Origin of the sequence: Peptostreptococcus russellii, from assembly GCF_900110295.1 — a bacterium.
Taxonomy (GTDB): Bacteria; Bacillota; Clostridia; order Peptostreptococcales; family Peptostreptococcaceae; genus Peptostreptococcus; species Peptostreptococcus russellii_A.
Genome location: NZ_FODF01000008.1, coordinates 1 through 19,750 on the forward strand (window position 1 = coordinate 1; position 19,750 = coordinate 19,750).

The window sequence follows — 19,750 nt, forward strand, 5'->3', positions numbered from 1 at the left end:
TGGAATATAAGTAATTTGAGCATCTATAACCATATATCTAATACCTTTTATATTTTTGTAGTCACTGCTTATAATTTTTAAATTTTTATCGCTAATTCCTAAAATTTTTGTTATACTATTATTTGAACACATATGATTAATCCTTTCTTATTTTTTTGTGGTGATTAAATTATACAATGGATTTCGTATGTGTTCATCTTTTTTTTGAAAAAATAGTGTTGATAGCAATTTTATCCATTTTCGTCTTACGACGTTTATGGATTATTTATTGCCATCAACACTAAATATTATAGAGCCTTTTATATTGCATATAATTATAATATATTAAAAAATATATGAAGCTCCCTTGAATTGTTTATTTTTTTTTAATATGGTATAATTTACTTATAAACATAACAAATATATTTCGTTTAACTTGTGAAAATTATTATAGTAAGGAGAAATAGTTAACATGGAAAAAATGTACTACGATATAGATTTTGAGAAAGTACCAAAACATATAGCAATTATTATGGACGGTAATGGAAGATGGGCGAAATCTAGAATGATGCCTAGAACTTATGGTCATAAAGCGGGAGTTGAAACTATAAGAAAGGTAGTAGAAGAGGCACAGAGACTAGGGATTAAGTATCTTACACTATATGCCTTTTCAACTGAAAATTGGAAAAGACCAAAAGATGAAGTTTCTGCTCTAATGAAGCTTTTAGTTACTTATCTTAGAAAAGAACTTGCAGAACTTGACAAAAATGGTGTAAAGATAAACACAATTGGTAATATTTCAAAGTTACCTCAAGTATGCGTTGAAGAACTTGAAAAGTCTAAAGAAAAAACAAAAGATAATAAGTCATTGGTTCTTACTCTAGCACTTAATTATGGTGGAAGAGCAGATATAATTGATGCTGTAAAGAACATATGCGCAGCTGTGCAAAGTTCAAAATTAGATATAAATAGTATTGATGACGACTTATTCTCAAAATATTTAGATACAAAGGATATAATAGATCCAGATCTAGTTATAAGAACAAGTGGAGAACAGAGATTAAGTAATTTTCTTCTTTGGGAAGTTGCTTATTCTGAATTTTATTATACAGACATACACTGGCCAGACTTTGATGAAGAAGAACTTCAAAAAGCAGTATACTATTACCAAAAACGTGATAGAAGATTCGGTGGTGTAAAATAGGAGGTAATTATGAAAAAAAGATTTATTTCGGCAATGATAATGCTTCCACTACTAATACTTTTAATAGTAAGGGGAGTTCCTCTTTATGTTGGCGGAGCAATTTTGATGTTGATAGCCTTACACGAATTTTATTCAGCCTTTGAAAATATAGACTATCACCCGATAAAAATTTTAGGCTATGCCTATGCAATATTTGTATTTTTTGCCAATTTATATGGATTTACAACAGAGGCATATTCCTTTGGACTATTTCTTGTTTTTATAATATCTATATTATTTGTACTTGCACAAAAGTCAGATGTTATCGATATATGCTTAACTTTTTGCGGGATTTTTTATATATGTATGTGTTTCAACTATATTATAATGACTGTAAACAATATAAATAATGGAAAAATATTTGTGTGGCTAATATTTATAATTTCATTTGCTACAGATATTTTTGCTTATTTGGTTGGTAAAAGGTTTGGTAAAAACAAATTAATACCGAGTGTCAGTCCTAATAAAACAGTAGAAGGAAGTCTAGGTGGCATAGCTGCTAGTGTAATTTTCAGTGTAATATTCGGTATCGCTTTTAAACTACCGATAATGGTTATGATACTTGTTTCATTAGTGGGAAGTATAGTTGCTCAAATGGGAGATCTAATAGCTTCTTCAATAAAAAGATATGTCGGTATTAAAGATTTCGGCAAAATAATTCCAGGACATGGTGGAGTATTGGATAGATTTGATAGTGTACTTTTGGTATCACCATATGTATATTTAGTTTTGGTGTATTTTATAAAGTAATATCTAAAAAATACAAATGAGAGAAATTTTAAATATAAAAAAGCAGAAGTAAATTTACTTCTGCTTTTTTGTGTTAAAGTTTATTTATTTCTTCTACTAGCTCATCGACAATTTTATCTTGTGGGACTCTCCTTACAATTTCACCATTTTTAAATAGCAATCCTATACCATCTCCACCAGCTATCCCTATATCGGCTTCACGAGCCTCTCCAGGTCCATTAACAGCACATCCCATTATGGCTACTGTAATATCTTTTTCTATATTTTCAATTCTTTCTTCTACTTTACCAGCAAGTTCAATTAGATTTATTTGACATCTTCCACAAGTAGGGCATGATACTATTTTGATTTTATCATTAAGTAGCCCAATGCTTCTAAGTATTTCTTTTCCGACCTTTACTTCTTCAGTAGGATCACCTGTAAGTGAAATTCTGATTGTATCACCGATACCATCTACAAGAAGTGAACCAACACCGATAGAAGATTTAATAGTTCCCTTCTTTACACCACCAGCTTCTGTTATACCTAGATGAAGAGGATAGTCTACCTTTTTTGACATAAGTCTATAGGCTTCTATCGATTTTCTAATATCTGAGTTCTTTAATGAAATTACAATATCAAAAAATCCTAAATTTTCTAGTATTCTAACATGCTTCATTGCAGACTCTACCATTGCTTCTGGAGTTGGACCAGAGAATTTTTCAAGAAGTTCCTTTTCAAGTGAGCCTCCATTTACACCAATTCTAATTGGAATATTATTTTTTTTGCAAGCTTCGACTACCTGTCTAGTTCTATCTTCACTACCGATATTTCCAGGATTTATTCTAATACCATCTACTCCTTGCTCAATAGCTTCAAGTGCAAGTCTATAATCAAAATGAATATCTGCTACCAATGGTATAGAAATAGATTTTTTTATAGTGGAAATATTTTTAGCAGCTGTCATGTCTGGAACTGCAATTCTTACAATATCGCAATCAGCAGCTTCTAATTTTTTAATTTGTTCAATAGTTGCTTTAGCATCCCTTGTATCTGTATTAGTCATTGACTGTACTGAAATAGGTGCATCTCCACCTATAAATATATCACCAAGTTTTATCTTTCTTGTCTTTCTTCTTTCGTAACTCATAATTTACTCCTTCATATATTTAAATATATCTTCTTAATTTAATTTATTATAAACATTTATAAAAATGCTATCTATTATATATTGTACAGTTAAAAAGCATTGAATAAAAATACTTTAATTAATCTTTACATAAATTTATAGATGTATAGGATATACCCATACATCTATAAAAAATATCTAGCTATTTAAAAATTTTAGCTAAAAAAATATTCTCAAAATATCCTTATACGTTATAAAAAGCATGAAAGCTAGTAAAACAAATAGACCAGCTCCATTAATATAACCTTCAACTTTAGAAGGTAATTTTTTTCCACCTCTTAAAAATTCGATGAAAAGAACCAATATTCTCCAACCATCTAGAGCTGGAATAGGTAAAAGGTTAAATATACCGATATTTAAGCTTATTAAGGCTGTAAAGTATACTAGATTTAGGAAACCTGTACTTGCAGCTGTAGAAACCATTTTTATAACTCCAACAGGTCCTGAAAGCGAGTTCATTACATTTCCTGATAATTGTCCAGTAACAAGTTGCCATAAAAAGTTCAACATAGTCTTTGAAATATCGTATGTTGTATATATTGCATGAGGTATTACCTTAAGCAAGTTTCTTTCGTATTTAGGTTGTATACCTATCATGTATTTTCCAGACATTTTTTCTGGTTTAACTACTTTTTCTAATTCTTTTCCGTTTCTTTCAATAGTAATATCGAGCTTTTTACCATTGCTATCTACTATTGTTTTTGTTAACTCATTAAAGCTATTTATTTTGTTTCCATCTATATCAACAATTTTATCTCCTGCTTTTATTCCTGCAACTGCTGATGGTGATTTAGGTAGTACTTTTTCAAAAGTAGTACCTGGAGTACCTAGTATGGCAAAAAACGGTATAAAAAGAATTATACATAATAGTATGTTTGCAAGTGGACCAGCTACAATAGATAGGAATCTTTCTTTTATAGATTTCTTCTCAAAAGAGTTAGGGTCATCAGAATCTTCATCTTCCCCTTCCATTGCTACATATCCTCCTATTGGAAAAAGTCTTACATTGTAGACAATTCCATCTTTTTCAAAACCGAATAGCTTAGGTCCCATACCGATTGAAAACTCATGTATAGTAACACCTGCACGTTTTGCAAAGTAAAAGTGTCCAAGTTCGTGTATAAATACTATGAAACCAAACACCAGTATTGCTGCTATTATATTCATATATTCACTCCTTTTTATAAATCCCCAAGGGGTAATAAGTTTTATTATAATCTATATATCTTAGAAAAAGCTAAATTAACAACTTTTGTATAAGAATAGAAATTATTTTAAAGTTTTTTTAATAAAATCCCTTGTCCATTTGTCTGTATTTAAAATATCTTCAAGACTAGGATCTTCTATAAATTGATGTTTGTCAATTGCAAGTTTAATATACTTAGGTATATCATAAAAACCTATTTCATCATTTAAAAACATTTGAACAAGAATCTCATTTGCTGCATTTAGTACAGTACAGTCAGTACCACCATGTTTTAAAGAATCATATGCAAGTTTTAGACAAGGGAAGATTTCCATGTCTGCTTTTTCAAAAGTTAGACTCGCTATTTCAAATAAATCAAGTCTTTCAAAAGAAGATTCTATTCTCTTAGGGTAGGTAAGAGCATACTGTATTGGGACTCTCATATCAGGACAACCAAGTTGTGCCATTACAGTAGAGTCCTGAAATTGAACCATAGAATGAATGATACTTTGTGGATGAACATGTACTATAATATCATCAGCATCAACATCAAAAAGCCATTTTGCCTCTATTACTTCAAGTCCCTTATTCATAAGAGTAGATGAATCAATAGTTATTTTTTGTCCCATAGTCCAGTTTGGATGCTTTAGAGCATCATTTTTGCTTACATTTTCCAATTCAGCTCTTTTCTTACCTCTAAAAGGACCACCTGAAGCAGTAAGAAGTATTTTGTCTATCTTATTGCCATTTTCTCCATTTAAACACTGGAATATAGCACTGTGTTCACTATCAACTGGTATTATTGAAGCATTGTGTTTCTTTGCTTCGCTCATTACTATTTTCCCAGCAGTAACAAGAGTTTCCTTGTTTGCAAGAGCAATAGTAGTAGAATTCTTTATAGCTTGTATTGTAGGAACAAGACCTATCATACCTACTACTGCAGTAATTAGGGTATCAATTGTTTTTGAAGAAGATATTTTTACTAGACCGTCAAGTCCAGTATGAACTTCAAAATCATAGCCAAAATCTTCTTTTTTATTAAGAAAGTCTTTGTATGTTTCTTCGTTGAAGATAGTTACTATACTTGGCTTAAATTCATGTATTTGTTCAGATAAAAGTTCTATATTTTTATTTGTACTAATACCTTCTATTTTAAACATTTCTGGATTTTTTCTAACTACATCAAGGGTCTGAGTTCCTATAGAACCTGTAGAACCAAGAATAGAAATTACTTTTTTATTTATACTCAAATTTTTCACATCCTATCATAATAAATATTACCTTATTGATTATATCATAAAAACATAAAAAATTCTTAAGTTAAAGCCATTAATAAAGATATATCAATAAAAGAAATGATATAGAGAATACTTTAAAAGAAAAATAAAAAAAAATAAAAAAAATTTTATAAAAAGTTTATAGATAAGATAAATAAAGGCATTCGTAAAAATTAAGTTTAGCTATAAGGTAAAAAAAAGTTTATTAAAACGCTAAACTTATTGCCGTCAGACTGTTGACACTTGTATTTTAAGGTTGTATATTAGTGTTGAAGATTGAAGGGAGTGGTAGGGTGTTTGAAATAAGTAAGAATAAAAGGAAAATAGACCAGACAGAGTACACTGAAAGTAGAAATGTCGATTATATAAAAAATACCAGTAGATTTTTAAATATATCTCCCAGAAACTACTTGAAGACAATGAAGGATATGAGTTCAAAAAAATCTATGATACCTATGATGCTGATAAGTATCATGGATAGAAATAATAAGATAATGATGACTTTGGATGAAATATCTGAAATAATGGATTATCCAAAAACGAGTTTGTCTGTTTTATTTGGTGAGCTTAGAAAAAATGAGTTTATGATAAAGGAAAGAAACGGTGTATATATGATAAATCCCTTGATTTCATATAAGGGTTCTAAATATGAAAGAGATAAACTTGTTGAAGAGTACAATGCTATAAAAAATAAAAATAATAGAGAAAGAGGGTATTGATATGGCTTTTAGATTTGACAGAGAGATAATGAAGTGGTTTGATTCATTTTTCGAGGATCAGATTGATATATTCAACGTAAATAACTTTCTTTGCTCAATGCAGGAGTTTGATCCTCAGAAAAGAACAGATAACTTAATAATTTTGGAGAAGGAAAACTCTGATTATTGGAGATTAGAATTTTCAATTCCTGAAAACTATGTAATTAAGTTAAGAAAGAATGTACATCCATTTTTTGGGGAGTACATATACGATCAGATATCCATTTATAGTGATGATAGGATATATGATTTTGTTAATCAATATATAGTTAAAATACTAAATAATGTTGTTAACTATACATACCATCCAATTGATAGAATTTACTATATGGATTTTAATGATGAGTTTATTAGAAAGTGTAAGTATTTACAGATTGGCGAAAAGAGAGTAATAGATGAAGATTTGTACTTGACACCTTTATCAAATAAGAATTTCGATTTTTATAATTTTGCAAAGACTTTCAAATTGAATCTAAGTTTTGATCCTAAAAAAGGTGAAGACCTTTTAGATAGTATACTTGATTTAAGAAAATCAATAATTATATCAGAGTAAAATTTATTAGTCAGAAGACAAACATTGTTTAAAGTAGGAAAATAATTTATAAAAATAATAGGTAAGCTTGATAAAAAATTTATTTAAAATAGATATTTCTAAGCGTGAAATATAAAAATATATAAATAAAGAAGGGATGTGCTATATATGAATGTAGAAAAAATGACTTTAAGAGTTCAAAATGCTCTTAATGATGGTTTTGCAGAAGCGGTAAAGAATCACAATCAACAGGTGGATGTTATACATCTATTATATGCACTTGTAAATCAAGAGGACGGTTTGATACCTAATATAATAGATAAGATGAATATAAGCGTAGATGCTTTGAAAAATAGTTTAGAAAATGAAATGAAAAAACTTCCTAGAGTGACAGGAGATGGAGCTAGTTCACAGGGAGTTACAGCTACTAGAAAGATAAATGAAGTGTTACTAAAGGCAGAAAAGATTTCAGAGGATTTCAAAGATTCTTATATAAGTGTTGAACATGTAATGCTTGCTATATTCGATATTGAAAAGGATAGCAATATAGGAAGAATATTTAATCAGTTTGGATTGACTAAACAAGAATTTTTAAATGTACTTACATCTGTAAGAGGAAATCAAAGAGTTGACACTCAGGATCCTGAAGGAACTTATGATGCACTTGCAAAATATGGTACTAATCTTGTTAAGTTAGCGCAAGACAATAAGTTAGATCCTGTAATAGGAAGAGATGAGGAAATAAGAAGAACAGTTAGAATTCTATCCAGAAGAACAAAAAACAACCCTGTTCTTATAGGTGAGCCAGGTGTTGGTAAGACAGCTATAATTGAGGGGCTTGCTCAAAGAATTGTCAAGGGCGATGTTCCAGAGGGATTGAAAAATAAAATAATTTTCTCTCTTGATATGGGGGCTTTAATTGCAGGAGCTAAGTATAGAGGAGAGTTTGAAGAAAGATTAAAGGCTGTACTAAAAGAAGTATCAAGTTCAGATGGAAAGATAATTCTTTTTATAGATGAAATACACAATATAGTTGGTGCAGGTAAAACAGAAGGATCTATGGACGCAGGAAACTTAATTAAACCTATGCTTGCTAGAGGTGAGTTAAACTGTATTGGCGCAACAACATTTGATGAATATAGAAAATATATAGAAAAGGATAAGGCTCTTGAAAGAAGATTCCAGCCAGTAATAGTAGAAGAACCTACTGTAGAAGATACTATATCAATACTAAGAGGTTTGAAGGAGAGATTTGAAATACATCATGGTATTAGAATACATGACAATGCTTTAGTTGCTGCAGCAAAGTTGTCAGATAGATATATATCAGACAGATATCTTCCTGACAAGGCTATTGACCTTATAGACGAAGCTGGAGCAATGATAAGAAGTGAAATAGATTCTCTTCCTACTGGATTGGATATAGTAAGAAGAAAGTTATTTACATTGGAAATTGAAAGAGAAGCCTTATTAAAGGAAAATGATGAAAAATCTAAGGCAAGACTAGAAGAACTTGAGGCAGAACTTGCAGATTTGAAGGAAGAAAATGACGAATTAACAGCAAGATATGAGTCAGAAAAAAGCAAGATAATGGATATAAAGATGCTAAAAGAAAAGCTAGATGATGCAAAGGGCAGAGCTGAAAGATATGAAAGAGAATATGACTTCAACAAGGCTGCCGAAGTAAAATATGGTGAGATTCCAGCTTTAGAAGAACAAATTAAAAAGTATGAAGAAAAGATGTCAAAGCATGAAAATGAAAATACACTATTGAAAGAAGAAGTAACTGAAAATGAAGTTGCTGATATTGTTTCAAAGTGGACAGGAATACCAGTTACAAAGCTTGTAGAATCTGAAAAGCATAAACTTTTACAATTAGAAGATAAGCTTCATGAGAGGGTAATAGGACAGGATGAGGCTGTAAAGGCAGTATCTGATGCTATTATAAGATCAAGAGCAGGTCTTGGAGATATGAACAAGCCTATTGGATCATTTATATTCTTGGGACCAACTGGAGTAGGTAAGACAGAACTTGCTAAGACTTTGGCTAGAGAATTATTTGATAGCGAAGATAATATGATAAGAATAGATATGTCTGAATATATGGAAAAACACAGTGTGTCTAGACTTGTAGGACCACCTCCAGGATATGTTGGCTATGAAGAAGGTGGACAGCTTACTGAAGCTGTAAGAAGACAGCCGTATTCAGTAATACTATTTGATGAAATCGAAAAAGCTCATAGTGATGTATTTAATATGTTCCTTCAGATTCTTGATGATGGTAGATTAACAGACAATAAGGGTAAGACAGTAGACTTTAGAAATACTCTTATTATAATGACTTCTAATATAGGTAGTGAAGTTCTACTTGAAGCTAAGGGAGACATAAATGAAGAAGTAACATCAAAGATCAATGAGATGATGAGATTAAGATTTAAACCAGAATTCCTTAACAGAGTAGACGACATAATAATGTTTAAGCCTCTTCAGAAGGAAGAAATTAAGAAGATAATAGATATCTTCATGAGAAAGGTAATAGACAGACTTGCTGAAAAGAACATATCTCTTGAAATCACAGATGAAGCAAAGGATATGATTGTGGATATCGGATACGATTCAGTATACGGTGCAAGACCACTAAAGAGATATATAAGCAATACTCTTGAAACTCAGATAGCAAAGAGAATTATTGCAGGGAATATCTCAGATGGGGATAGCTTAAAGATAGTTTGTGAAGATGGTCAAATTGTAATTAAATAGTTTGAAAATGAAAAACTGGTGGTAAATACCACCAGTTTTTTTTGTAACAATATATAAAAATGCAAAAAAATAAATGACTATCAAAAAAACTTATTGAAATAGCAGTAGAAAACTAATATATTATTAATTAAAAATCTATATCCTCCTTAACTTAATAAATATTAAAAATTCTTTTAAATATTCTATAGTAAGAAAAATTATCCTTTTATACATATATTTAAATTTTGAAATATGAATCAAAAAAGTAACTTATCTTAATAATAAGATAAATAAAAAAGAAAAAATATTTTTATTTTAACAAAAAAACATAGAAAAAGTTGTCTTTTTTATGAGATCGCAATGATAAAAAAATAACAAAAAAGTATAAATTTTAAATTTTATTTGAGAAGTATTTTATGAAAACCTTATTTTCAAATGTTTCGTAATTATCTTAAAAAAAAATTAAAAATATAAAAAACATATATATTATTGAAAAAACAAGTAATTTATTAAAAAACTTTTGTAAAATCAAATAAATAAAAAAATAAATACGTTTACACAATAAAAAAAGCTAAAATGACTTATTTGTTATAAAAAAGTCTAATTTAAAGAATTGTTTGACAATACTGAAAACTATAGGTATACTTAATATTGAAAATTTATTATATTAGAAAAGGAGGCGTTCTTAATGAATATCAGATTTAAGGATATCGTAGTAATCGGGTTTGCACTGTTCGCAATGTTTTTTGGAGCTGGGAACCTGATTTTCCCTCCGTATCTAGGTGTAACATCAGGAACTAAGTGGTTTATAGGATTCATAGCATTTTTATTTGCAGACGGCGGTCTAGCACTACTTGGAGTTGTAGCACTTACGAGAACCGGTGGGGATATGAAACAATTATTTACCAGAGCAGGTAAAGCAATAGGAATTATAATAGGTACACTAATGATTTTATGTATTGGACCTTTTTTAGCTATTCCTAGAACAGCTGCAACAACTTTTGAAATAGGTATAAAACCTTTGGCAGGAGCAGCCATAAATCCAGTAATTTTTGCAATAATATTTTTTATAGTAGTATTTGTTCTTACAATTAGACCTTCTAAGGTTGTAGATATAGTAGGGGCTTTTCTTACTCCAGCACTCATAATATGTTTAGCAGTTCTCATAATTAAAGGAATTGTGAACCCAATAGACCAACCAATAAATAGAGTTTTAGTAGATAATGTATTTGTAAGCGGCATAAATGATGGCTATCAAACAATGGACGCTATGGCTGCCTGTATATTTGCAGGAGTAATCATAGCCTCGGTGACTCAAAAGGGTTATACAGACAAAAACTCTATGGCAAAGGCTACAATTTTAGCTGGAATAGTGGCTGTAATTGGTTTAGCACTTGTCTATGGTGGTTTGACTTATTTAGGAGCAACAGTTTCTTCTCAATTTGATGCCAATGTTGAAAGAACAAGTTTAGTTGTATTTATTACACAGTCTATTCTTGGGCATCCTGGAAAGGTAATATTGGCGATAATAGTTACACTTGCATGTTTGACAACAGCTATAGGTCTTACATCTTCATGTGGAAACTATTTTAGAGATTTGACAAATGGAAAAATAAAATATGAACTCACAGTAGTTGCAGTATGTGTGTTTTCAGCAGTAGTATCAGTATTTGGTGTAGATCAGATAATAAAAATAGCGGCACCAGTGCTAGGCATGATATATCCAGCAGTAGTTACATATATATTCTTGGGTCTTGCAAATGACAAGATAAAAAATAATAATGTATTCAGACTTGCTATTTGGGTGGCATTAACACTAGGAGTAATTTCAGTATTACCAAGTATACCAACATTTTCAAAGTTCCAATCAATTGTAAGCTTTGTAGATATGATGAATACTTGGCCTGGAGGAAGTTTTGGATTCTTCTGGTTAATACCAGTAATAATTGCAGGACTAATAGGAAAGTTTATACCTTGTAGAAGCTGTAGATAGAATTTAAAATAAAAATTAAATTTAAAGTGTAAAAAAGATTAAATACGATTAATAAGTTTTCAAAATAGGCGGCGGTTTTACCGTCGTCTTTTATTGATTAAAAGATAAAAGTATATTATAATATGCCTTAGGTGGAGGTATTGACTATGGCTAAAAAAAAGAAAAAGATCAAGAAGAAAAAAGAAAAAGCATACTATGAAAAGGAACTAAGAAAAGATAAGATAGTTGAAAAAAATATGAAAAAAAATAACATGTTTACAAATACAACATTTATGATCTGCATTGGATTTTTGATTATAATGTATTCAAGATATGTTGTTATGGAACTATCATCAAGGCTAGTCTTCATATTTGGGCTTGGTGTAATGGGTTATGGAGTATTTAATTATATTAAAATTCATAAAGGTAAAATTGAAAATAGTAAAGGTAAAAAAGAATACTCAAAAGGTAACTTAATCATAGACTATATAATGCTTTTAGTTATTTTAGCTGGTATTATTTACAACGCTTTTATGCTAATAAAAGGGAATATTTAGAAAAAAATATATTTTTTCTATTGACAAATATTAATATACGATATATCATTAATACATAACAATTTTAAATCTCTTATCGAGAGAGGCGGAGGGACTGGCCCTATGAAGCCCGGCAACCTGAGAAATCAAGGTGCTAATTCCAGCAGCTTAGGCTGAAAGATGAGTAGAAATTCCTGTGTCTGGGTTTATTTACTCAGACATTTTTTAGTATACAGGAAAGAAAGGGGAAAAAGATGATAGAAATCAAAGAAGTAAGCAAGTCATATGGAAGTAACAAAGTTCTTTCAGATGTCAACTTTACAATTAACGAAGGCGAAATATTTGGAATAATCGGACATAGTGGAGCAGGAAAATCTACGCTTTTAAGATGTATCAATAGATTAGAAACTTTCGATTCAGGTGAAATAATCGTTAAGGGTAAGAAGGTAAAAGATTTAAATAATGAGCAGTTAAGAGAATTGAGAAAAAATCTAGGAATGATATTTCAGCACTTTTCACTTCTTGAAAGAAAAACGGTATTTGAAAATGTAGCACTTCCCATGGAGTGTCACGGATACAGTAAGGATGAAATAAATAAAAGAGTAACTGAGCTTCTAGATTTGGTAGGAATATTAGAAAAGAAGGATTCTAGACCTAAAAATTTAAGTGGAGGTCAGAAGCAGAGAGTAGCAATTGCAAGGGCTCTTACAATGAATCCATCTGTTTTATTATGTGATGAGGCTACTTCAGCTTTAGATCCTAAAACAACAAGTGCTATATTATCTCTTTTACAAGAAATAAATAGCAAACTTGGAATTACTATTATAGTAGTTACACATCAGATGGAAGTAATTAAGCAGATATGCACAAGAACAGCAATAATGGATGCAGGTAAGGTTTTGGAAATTGGAGAAACTGAAGAAATTTTCCTAAACAGCCCACCAGCACTCAGAAAGCTTCTTGGTGAAGATAATATAGTTTTACCAGAAGGTTTAAACATAAAACTTTTATTTACAAATGATAGATCAAACGATGCAATAATCACAGGAATGGCTAGAGAATTGAATATAGATGTATCTATAATATTCGGAAAGCTTGAAAAATTCAGAGAAGATGTGTTGGGATCTTTAATAATTAATATTCCAGAGGGGCATATAGAAGATGTAGTAGCTTATCTTGATAAGCATGGAATGAGATGGCAGGAGGTAAAAAATGAGCTTTAGTGATTTTATGACAAATTTATTTCCAGCAGCTATGATTCAGACCTTATATATGATAGTAGTTCCTACTATCATAGCAACAGCCATAGGTTTTGTTATAGCAGTAATTCTGGTAGTAACAAAAGATGGAGGCTTGAAACCAAATAAAAATATAAATAGGATATTAGGACTTATAGTTAATATATTAAGAAGTTTTCCATTTATTATACTTATAGTGGCAATGATACCAATTACAAGAGCAATAGTAGGAACAAGTATTGGAGAAACAGCTGCTATAGTACCTATTACAGTGGGTTCAGCACCGTTTATAGCAAGATTAATAGAAAATGCTCTTGATGAAGTAGACAAAGGATTAATAGAGGCAGCAAAGTCATTTGGTGCAACAAATTCACAAATTATATTCAAGGTAATGCTAAAAGAAGCTACACCTGCAATTGTGACAGGAGTTACTTTATCGATCATATCAATACTTGGATATACGGCAATGGCAGGTGCTGTAGGAGCAGGTGGATTGGGTAATGTAGCTTTGATGTATGGTTACCAGCAATTTGATAAAAATGTAATGGCATATACTGTAATTGCATTAGTTATAATAGTTCAAATAATTCAGAGCTTAGGAGACTTTTTATATAGAAAGTTAAAGTAATAAAATATAGGGAAATTTAATTTTAAACATAGAAAGACTTTCTTTACTTGAGACAAGGCAAGTTTAGAATAAAAAAATTTCAAAGAAATACTGTTATTAAGAGGAAATAATAACAGTACTTCTTTAAAATATACAGAAAATTCATATTAGAGTTATCTGACAGAAAATTACATTTATTGGAGGTATTATTTATGAAGGCAAGAAAATTATTAACATTGGCAGCAGTTGCTGTATTATCATTAGGTTTAGTGGCATGTGGATCTAACAAAGAAGAAAAGAGCGCAGGAGATGATAAGACTATAGTTATAGGTGCATCAGCAAATCCTCATGCAGAGATTTTAAATAATGCAGTTAAACCTGCTCTTGAAAAAGAAGGTTATAAACTTGATGTAAAGGTATTTAATGATTATGTGTTACCTAATAAGGGACTATCAGAAAAATCACTAGATGCTAACTACTATCAGCACGTTCCTTATTTAGAAGAATACAATAAGAAGAATAATACTGATCTTGAGTATACAGTAAAGGTTCACTTAGAGCCAATGGGAATATACTCAGATAAGATTAAGAACCTAAGCGAATTAAAGGATGGAGCAGTAGTAGCAGTTCCAAACGATCCTACTAATGAATCTAGAGCATTAGAGTTATTAGCAAAAGAAGATATAATAAAGGTAGCAGATAAGAAGTTATTAACAAAAAATGATATTACAGAAAATCCAAAGAAGATAGAAATTAAGGAATTAGCAGCAGAGCAGTTACCGACAGCTTTAAAGGATGTAGATATAGCAGTAATAAATTCTAACTATGCTTTACAGGCGAAATTGAACCCTACAAAAGATGCAATAGCATTAGAATCTAAGGATTCTCCATATGCAAATGTAATAGCAGTGAGACCAGATAATAAAGATTCAGAAAAGATTAAGGCTTTAAACAAGGCAATTACTTCTCCAGAGGTTAAGAAATATATAGAAGATACTTATAAGGGTGCGATAATACCATCATTCTAGAGTAAGATGTTTTTTATAAAAGTTATAGACTGAGTAGTAGTATGGTAGTATGTAAGAATTTATTTTAATCTAAAGTTCAGTAGTATATTATAAGTTAGTATTTTAATAGATCTATTTTTTAGATATATTAAATAAAAAGCTCATGTGAAAACATGAGCTTTTTATAGTTAGAAGCTTAATTTTTAGTGTATTATCAATAAGTAAATATATTAGTTAAATATTGATTTAAAGAAAGCGACAATCTTGTCTATTATGCTAGGACTTTGATTCTCTTGTGTAGAATCTGAATTACCAGCAAGTTTTTCAGCACTATCTACACCTGATGCAGTTGTACTTACAACAGCGTCATTTGACAGTTTAGAGTCATCAAACTGACTGAAAAATTGATTTGCTTCTTTGTTGTTTTTTATAAAAGATTTAGCTTTATTGAAAATACCATCAATATCGATTTTTTCTCCAGCTTCCTTTAAATTGTATCCAACATTTGCACTTATATTATCAAGTGTATCTTTCATATCTTTGTAGTTGTAATTCTGATTTCCAATGTCCTTTAAAAGATTGACAATAACATTAATGTCTCCTGTATTTAAAGTAACATTGTACTTGTTTGCAACATCCTGAACAGTTTTTTCAATCTGCTGAGGATCTTTCATATCTTTTTGAATAACTTCCTTCTTAGCATCATTTATAATACCAGAAGCCTTATCTTTACCCACTTCTTCAGCAAGGTTACCAGTAGTAACAAGCTCCTTATTTGCAAGCTGTTTCTTTTCTTCAGTAAGATTTTCTCCTGAAGACTTTTCAAATGCAACGATTATACCTGTTAAAGCACCAGTACCACTTACAGGGAATGGAGCAGCAGCTACTACATTTGCATTTTCAACACCAGCTGTAGCAAGTGTTGAAGCAATCATAGAGCTTGTAACCCAAGTGATGTTAGATGTTTTGACATTTATACCACCACTTCCTGTAGGAACAACATATGATGAAGACATTGTAACGTGTCCTAATTGTGCTTCAGGGGCAACTCCTGAAAGGTACTTTCTTTCCTGTTGGTTATTAACATAAATTATATTGGGGTTATTTTCATCAACACCAAAGTAATTTAGAATCTCCTGTTTCTGCTGTTTATTAAGATTTGCACCTAACGTAATTACTTCTCCAGTAGAGTCAGCATGCGAAGAAATTGACATTGCAAACATCATTACTAAAGACATTAAGAATGAAAGTATTCTTTTACTCTTTTTCATATTCTACCTCCAAAAAATCTGAATACTAATTATACATAGAGTATACATCCAAGATTATACTAAATTTCTTAATTTATCCTTAGCAGTAATAAATATTAAATTTTCAAATATCAGAAAATCGAAACAAAGGCAGCTATTTACTTTATATTTTGCAAATGGTATAATGTTATCATAGAAAAATAATACAAATCGGAGGTATTTGCAATGTCAAAAATGGATGTCAAAAAAAGAGTCATAGATTATTTAATAAAAGAATTAAAAGTTCCTGAAAATATGATAGAAGAAGATGTAGCTCTATCAGAATACGAAGAAGGTATAGAAGGAACAATGGATATTACGATAGTAGTAGAAGATAGTGAAGATTGTTTAGTACCTCTAATGGTAATTCAGTGTATAGATGATGACAAGGAATTAAATGAAGAGGAAGCTGAAAAGTATATGGATATTCTTGAAACTATTGATTCAGCAACAAATGTTGGAAGAATGATTCTTACAAATGGAGATCAGATGATGTATGCTGATTGGAATGGAACAGAACTAGATGAAGATGATGTTTTACCTACATATGAAGAAATGGTTAAGGATTTCAAGGATACAGAAAAGGAATATATGGAATATCTTGAAGAATATCCAGATCATGTTTGTGATGAAAACTGTGATCACGAACACTAGGTATCAGCATATAAATAGAAAGATAAATTTAGAGTTTATTTTGATAAATAAGATATGGCAGGTGAATTTTCACTTGCCATATGTTTTATAGAGATTAAAAAGATTTAAGAAGAACTTTTTATAATTGATACATTTTATAATTGATACACTTGAAAAAATAAAAATATTTTAATTTGAAATTTACTTTATAAAAAAGCAGTGATATAATGTTAATGTGAAAAGTTCAAAATAGGAGGTATTACTATGTCAAAAGAATTAGTAAAAGAAGCAGTGATAAGATATTTGGTAAAAGAGCTTGAAGTACCAGAGGAAATGATAGAAATAGATACTCCACTTTCAGTTTATGAGGATGGAGAAGAGGGAGAAATAGATATTACAGTTCTTTTGGAAGATGGGGAAGATGCAGTTGTACCTCTAATGGTAGTTCAGTGTCTAGATGATGAAAGAGAAATGAGTGAAGCTGTTATAGAAAAGCAGATTCAAGTTTTAGAGCATATAGATAATGTAACCAATGTGGGAAGAATAATACTTACAAATGGTGAGGAAATGATGTATGCTGATTGGGGTGCTACTGATCCAGATAATGAAGGTGAGATACCAACATATAGTCAGATGGTAAAAACTTTTCAGGAAGTACAAAATAAGCAATAAACTAAATTAAAACTATACTAAAAACTCCAATAGATTTCTATTGGAGTTTTTGTGTTAAAAGTATTTTTATAATTTATAGATATTTTAATTATCATCATCTTCGTAAAATTTATACAGAGCCTGTATACCTAAATCGCCGTAGCCCTTGCTTTCAAGCTCTTCATAATTTTTAAGCACATTTTCAAGTATAGGTAGATTTGCGTCATTTTCCTTTGCTTCTTTTAAAGCAATTTTCATATCTTTTACAAAGTGCTTAACAAAGAAACCAGCTTCAAAATCTTCATCTAATATTTCAGGTGCCATATTGTCCATTTGGAAGCTTGCAGCTGCACCAGAACTAATAGTGATTAATGTTTTATTTTCATCTAGACCAACCTTATTTGCGTAATACAAGGCTTCGCATACTCCTGATATGTTAGCAGATATTGCTATTTGATTAGCCATCTTTGTATGTTGTCCAAAAGAAACTGGACCCTCATGAATAATAGTTTTGCCAATGCATTCAAATATAGGATAGCATTTATCGAAATCTGCTCGGTTTGCACCAACCATAATAGTCAAGCTAGCATCTTTTGCCTTGATGTCACTTCCTGATACGGGAGCATCAAGAAAGTGCAAGCCTCTTTTTTTAGCTTCATTAGATATTTCTAATGTAAGATCAGGATCTGTAGTAGTCATATCAATAAGATAAGATTCTTCTTGGGCATTTTTAATAATTCCGTTATCAGCAAGGTAGACATCCCTTACATCTTTTGGGAATCCTAGCATAGTTATAATTATTTTTGAGTTTGAAATGCACTCAATGACACTATCACAGTATATAGCACCTAAATCTATAAGATCAAGCGCCTTTTCCTTAGTTCTAGTATAAAAATACACCTCAACATTATTCTTTAAAAAATTCTTTATCATTTCTTTACCCATAACTCCGGCACCAATAAATGCAATCTTTTGCATAAAAACACCTCCATATAAGTATTCAGAATAGTTAATTATTCTTATATTGATTGTAACACTTTTTAAAATAAATAACCATAGCGATGATTGATTTAAAAATTGTATTTTGGTATACTTTGTATTATTGGAGGTTGTGATGAACAAAAGAAATAGTAGCAAATTAATGATAGATGCCAGTATATTGACTTCAATATTTATAGTATTGACCTTGATATCGAATGGGCTTGGATTGGGATTTTTAGGATACTATGACTTTCTTGTGCCAGTATTTTTTGCAATTATGTTTGTAAAGACAAATTGGAAATATAGTGCTCTAAGTGTAGTCGTATCTGCAGTGGTGCTTTTATTTGTATTAGGTAATCCTATAAGTCCAATAATGGTTATTCAGGGTGCTTTTTTAGGAATTGCTGTAGGAGTAGCTCTTACAAAGTTTGATTGTATAGGAGATGAAATTGTATTTACATCAGTTGTAAGTTTATTTATATTATTTATTTTTGATTTTATACTGAGGGCTTTTACAAATGTATCCATAGTATCAAATTTTGGTGAGTTTTCAAAAGAAATGGCTCAAGTAATAAATACAGCTATAGAAATAGTTGGAGAAAAGGGTACTAATAAAGAAGCTATATCATTTTTGGAAAGTTATAAGTCCATGATAGGATCAGATTTTATAAAGCAAGTATTTTATTTTAATTTTGGGTTAATGTCATTTGGAAATGGATTTATAGTGTATTTTTTAAGCCTTATTTTAATTAAAAAGCTTAAACTGACGATAAAGGAACACTCATATAAGCTTAATTTAGTGTCTTCCTTAAAGAAAAATATAAGATTGATTTTTTCTGGAAGAAAGTCTTTTATGGCTATGATAATCTATATTTTATTAGCAGAAATATTAAAAGCAATTAAATTTGAGACTGGCTTGTCTTATTTAGATGGTATAATTTATTCATTAGAATATATTTTTATGATTTTCACTTTTAAAGATGCTGTTGTAATAGTAGAGAATAAGATGATAGCAGAAAGTGGCAGCCTAAAAACTGTTAGATTATATAGGGTTTTTATGATTATAGCCTTGCTAGTTAATGCAAAATTAATGTATGCAGCTGCAATTATAAACTATATAATTAATGACAAAGATGGAAAGTATAGAAATCTTTTTAGAAAAGCTTTAGAAAATAATTTATCCCAATAAACAGTGCCTAGGCAC

General features: G+C 30.2%; 18 protein-coding genes and 1 riboswitch. Of the genes, 13 read left to right on the forward strand and 5 right to left on the reverse strand.

Features of this window, described 5'->3' with window-relative positions; translation table 11 throughout:
• Positions 1–451: 451 nt before the first annotated feature.
• Positions 452–1,183: an isoprenyl transferase gene (locus tag BMY82_RS05800; protein WP_091975616.1), complete on the forward strand. Its 732-nt coding sequence runs from the start codon at positions 452–454 to the stop codon at positions 1,181–1,183.
• 9 nt (positions 1,184–1,192) lie between these two features.
• The gene (locus tag BMY82_RS05805) at positions 1,193–1,972 is read left to right on the forward strand and encodes a phosphatidate cytidylyltransferase (RefSeq protein WP_091975617.1); all 780 of its coding nucleotides are present in this window, start codon (positions 1,193–1,195) and stop codon (positions 1,970–1,972) included.
• 73 nt (positions 1,973–2,045) lie between these two features.
• Here BMY82_RS05805 and ispG read toward each other — a convergent pair whose 3' ends face one another.
• The 3 genes from ispG to BMY82_RS05820 all read right to left on the reverse strand — a co-directional run bounded on the left by ispG (position 2,046) and on the right by BMY82_RS05820 (position 5,570).
• Positions 2,046–3,101 carry a flavodoxin-dependent (E)-4-hydroxy-3-methylbut-2-enyl-diphosphate synthase gene (gene ispG / locus BMY82_RS05810; protein ID WP_091975618.1) on the reverse strand — a complete coding sequence of 352 codons (1,056 nt, stop codon included), beginning with the start codon at positions 3,099–3,101 and terminating at the stop codon, positions 2,046–2,048.
• 198 nt (positions 3,102–3,299) lie between these two features.
• Positions 3,300–4,307 (reverse strand): RIP metalloprotease RseP, encoded by a 1,008-nt coding sequence (gene rseP / locus BMY82_RS05815; protein WP_091975619.1) that lies wholly within the window; start codon positions 4,305–4,307, stop codon positions 3,300–3,302.
• 102 nt (positions 4,308–4,409) lie between these two features.
• Complete coding sequence (locus BMY82_RS05820) at positions 4,410–5,570, reverse strand: 1-deoxy-D-xylulose-5-phosphate reductoisomerase (protein ID WP_091975702.1); 1,161 nt, start codon at positions 5,568–5,570, stop codon at positions 4,410–4,412.
• A 299-nt stretch (positions 5,571–5,869) separates the two neighbouring features.
• On the opposite strand from BMY82_RS05820, the gene BMY82_RS05825 reads away from it, so the two are divergent.
• The 8 genes from BMY82_RS05825 to BMY82_RS05860 all read left to right on the forward strand — a co-directional run bounded on the left by BMY82_RS05825 (position 5,870) and on the right by BMY82_RS05860 (position 15,013).
• Entirely contained in the window at positions 5,870–6,322 is a 453-nt protein-coding gene (locus BMY82_RS05825) for a replication/maintenance protein RepL (RefSeq protein ID WP_242938929.1), read from the forward strand.
• A 1-nt stretch (position 6,323) separates the two neighbouring features.
• Positions 6,324–6,914, forward strand: a complete 591-nt coding sequence (locus BMY82_RS05830) for a hypothetical protein (protein ID WP_091975621.1) — start codon at positions 6,324–6,326, stop codon at positions 6,912–6,914.
• A 147-nt stretch (positions 6,915–7,061) separates the two neighbouring features.
• Positions 7,062–9,653: an ATP-dependent chaperone ClpB gene (gene clpB / locus BMY82_RS05835; RefSeq protein ID WP_091975622.1), complete on the forward strand. Its 2,592-nt coding sequence runs from the start codon at positions 7,062–7,064 to the stop codon at positions 9,651–9,653.
• Positions 9,654–10,320: 667 nt separating this feature from the next.
• A complete protein-coding gene (gene brnQ / locus BMY82_RS05840) occupies positions 10,321–11,625 on the forward strand; it encodes a branched-chain amino acid transport system II carrier protein (protein WP_091975623.1) in 1,305 nt (434 codons plus the stop codon).
• A gap of 146 nt (positions 11,626–11,771) precedes the next feature.
• Positions 11,772–12,161 carry a hypothetical protein gene (locus tag BMY82_RS05845; RefSeq protein WP_091975624.1) on the forward strand — a complete coding sequence of 130 codons (390 nt, stop codon included), beginning with the start codon at positions 11,772–11,774 and terminating at the stop codon, positions 12,159–12,161.
• Positions 12,162–12,231: 70 nt separating this feature from the next.
• Positions 12,232–12,327, forward strand: a riboswitch (SAM riboswitch).
• A gap of 67 nt (positions 12,328–12,394) precedes the next feature.
• On the forward strand, positions 12,395–13,363 hold the full coding sequence (locus tag BMY82_RS05850) for a methionine ABC transporter ATP-binding protein (protein WP_091975625.1): 969 nt from the start codon (positions 12,395–12,397) through the stop codon (positions 13,361–13,363).
• Positions 13,353–14,006, forward strand: a complete 654-nt coding sequence (locus BMY82_RS05855) for a methionine ABC transporter permease (protein ID WP_091975626.1) — start codon at positions 13,353–13,355, stop codon at positions 14,004–14,006. Before BMY82_RS05850 ends, BMY82_RS05855 begins: the two co-directional genes overlap by 11 nt.
• Positions 14,007–14,197: 191 nt before the next feature.
• Positions 14,198–15,013 carry a MetQ/NlpA family ABC transporter substrate-binding protein gene (locus BMY82_RS05860; RefSeq protein ID WP_091975627.1) on the forward strand — a complete coding sequence of 272 codons (816 nt, stop codon included), beginning with the start codon at positions 14,198–14,200 and terminating at the stop codon, positions 15,011–15,013.
• A 209-nt stretch (positions 15,014–15,222) separates the two neighbouring features.
• On the opposite strand, the gene BMY82_RS05865 is transcribed toward BMY82_RS05860, so the two are convergent.
• The gene (locus BMY82_RS05865; protein ID WP_091975628.1) at positions 15,223–16,263 is read right to left on the reverse strand and encodes a DUF1002 domain-containing protein; all 1,041 of its coding nucleotides are present in this window, start codon (positions 16,261–16,263) and stop codon (positions 15,223–15,225) included.
• 204 nt (positions 16,264–16,467) lie between these two features.
• On the opposite strand from BMY82_RS05865, the gene BMY82_RS05870 reads away from it, so the two are divergent.
• Positions 16,468–16,935, forward strand: a complete 468-nt coding sequence (locus BMY82_RS05870) for a type I restriction enzyme HsdR N-terminal domain-containing protein (RefSeq protein ID WP_091975629.1) — start codon at positions 16,468–16,470, stop codon at positions 16,933–16,935.
• Between the two features lie 243 nt (positions 16,936–17,178).
• Entirely contained in the window at positions 17,179–17,586 is a 408-nt protein-coding gene (locus BMY82_RS05875) for a type I restriction enzyme HsdR N-terminal domain-containing protein (RefSeq protein WP_091975630.1), read from the forward strand.
• Between the two features lie 84 nt (positions 17,587–17,670).
• On the opposite strand, the gene BMY82_RS05880 is transcribed toward BMY82_RS05875, so the two are convergent.
• Entirely contained in the window at positions 17,671–18,543 is an 873-nt protein-coding gene (locus BMY82_RS05880; protein WP_091975631.1) for an NAD(P)-dependent oxidoreductase, read from the reverse strand.
• Positions 18,544–18,679: 136 nt separating this feature from the next.
• Between BMY82_RS05880 and BMY82_RS05885 the strand changes: the two genes are divergently transcribed.
• Positions 18,680–19,735, forward strand: a complete 1,056-nt coding sequence (locus BMY82_RS05885; protein ID WP_091975632.1) for a DUF2232 domain-containing protein — start codon at positions 18,680–18,682, stop codon at positions 19,733–19,735.
• Positions 19,736–19,750 lie beyond the last annotated feature (15 nt).

Coding starts and splice junctions, on each gene's coding strand:
- BMY82_RS05800 (WP_091975616.1), top strand. CDS start 452: ATGGAAAAAATGTACTACGATATAGATTTTGAGAAAGTACCAAAACAT.
- BMY82_RS05805 (WP_091975617.1), top strand. CDS start 1,193: ATGAAAAAAAGATTTATTTCGGCAATGATAATGCTTCCACTACTAATA.
- ispG (WP_091975618.1), bottom strand. CDS start 3,101: ATGAGTTACGAAAGAAGAAAGACAAGAAAGATAAAACTTGGTGATATA.
- rseP (WP_091975619.1), bottom strand. CDS start 4,307: ATGAATATAATAGCAGCAATACTGGTGTTTGGTTTCATAGTATTTATA.
- BMY82_RS05830 (WP_091975621.1), top strand. CDS start 6,324: ATGGCTTTTAGATTTGACAGAGAGATAATGAAGTGGTTTGATTCATTT.
- clpB (WP_091975622.1), top strand. CDS start 7,062: ATGAATGTAGAAAAAATGACTTTAAGAGTTCAAAATGCTCTTAATGAT.
- brnQ (WP_091975623.1), top strand. CDS start 10,321: ATGAATATCAGATTTAAGGATATCGTAGTAATCGGGTTTGCACTGTTC.
- BMY82_RS05845 (WP_091975624.1), top strand. CDS start 11,772: ATGGCTAAAAAAAAGAAAAAGATCAAGAAGAAAAAAGAAAAAGCATAC.
- BMY82_RS05850 (WP_091975625.1), top strand. CDS start 12,395: ATGATAGAAATCAAAGAAGTAAGCAAGTCATATGGAAGTAACAAAGTT.
- BMY82_RS05855 (WP_091975626.1), top strand. CDS start 13,353: ATGAGCTTTAGTGATTTTATGACAAATTTATTTCCAGCAGCTATGATT.
- BMY82_RS05860 (WP_091975627.1), top strand. CDS start 14,198: ATGAAGGCAAGAAAATTATTAACATTGGCAGCAGTTGCTGTATTATCA.
- BMY82_RS05865 (WP_091975628.1), bottom strand. CDS start 16,263: ATGAAAAAGAGTAAAAGAATACTTTCATTCTTAATGTCTTTAGTAATG.
- BMY82_RS05870 (WP_091975629.1), top strand. CDS start 16,468: ATGTCAAAAATGGATGTCAAAAAAAGAGTCATAGATTATTTAATAAAA.
- BMY82_RS05875 (WP_091975630.1), top strand. CDS start 17,179: ATGTCAAAAGAATTAGTAAAAGAAGCAGTGATAAGATATTTGGTAAAA.
- BMY82_RS05880 (WP_091975631.1), bottom strand. CDS start 18,543: ATGCAAAAGATTGCATTTATTGGTGCCGGAGTTATGGGTAAAGAAATG.
- BMY82_RS05885 (WP_091975632.1), top strand. CDS start 18,680: ATGAACAAAAGAAATAGTAGCAAATTAATGATAGATGCCAGTATATTG.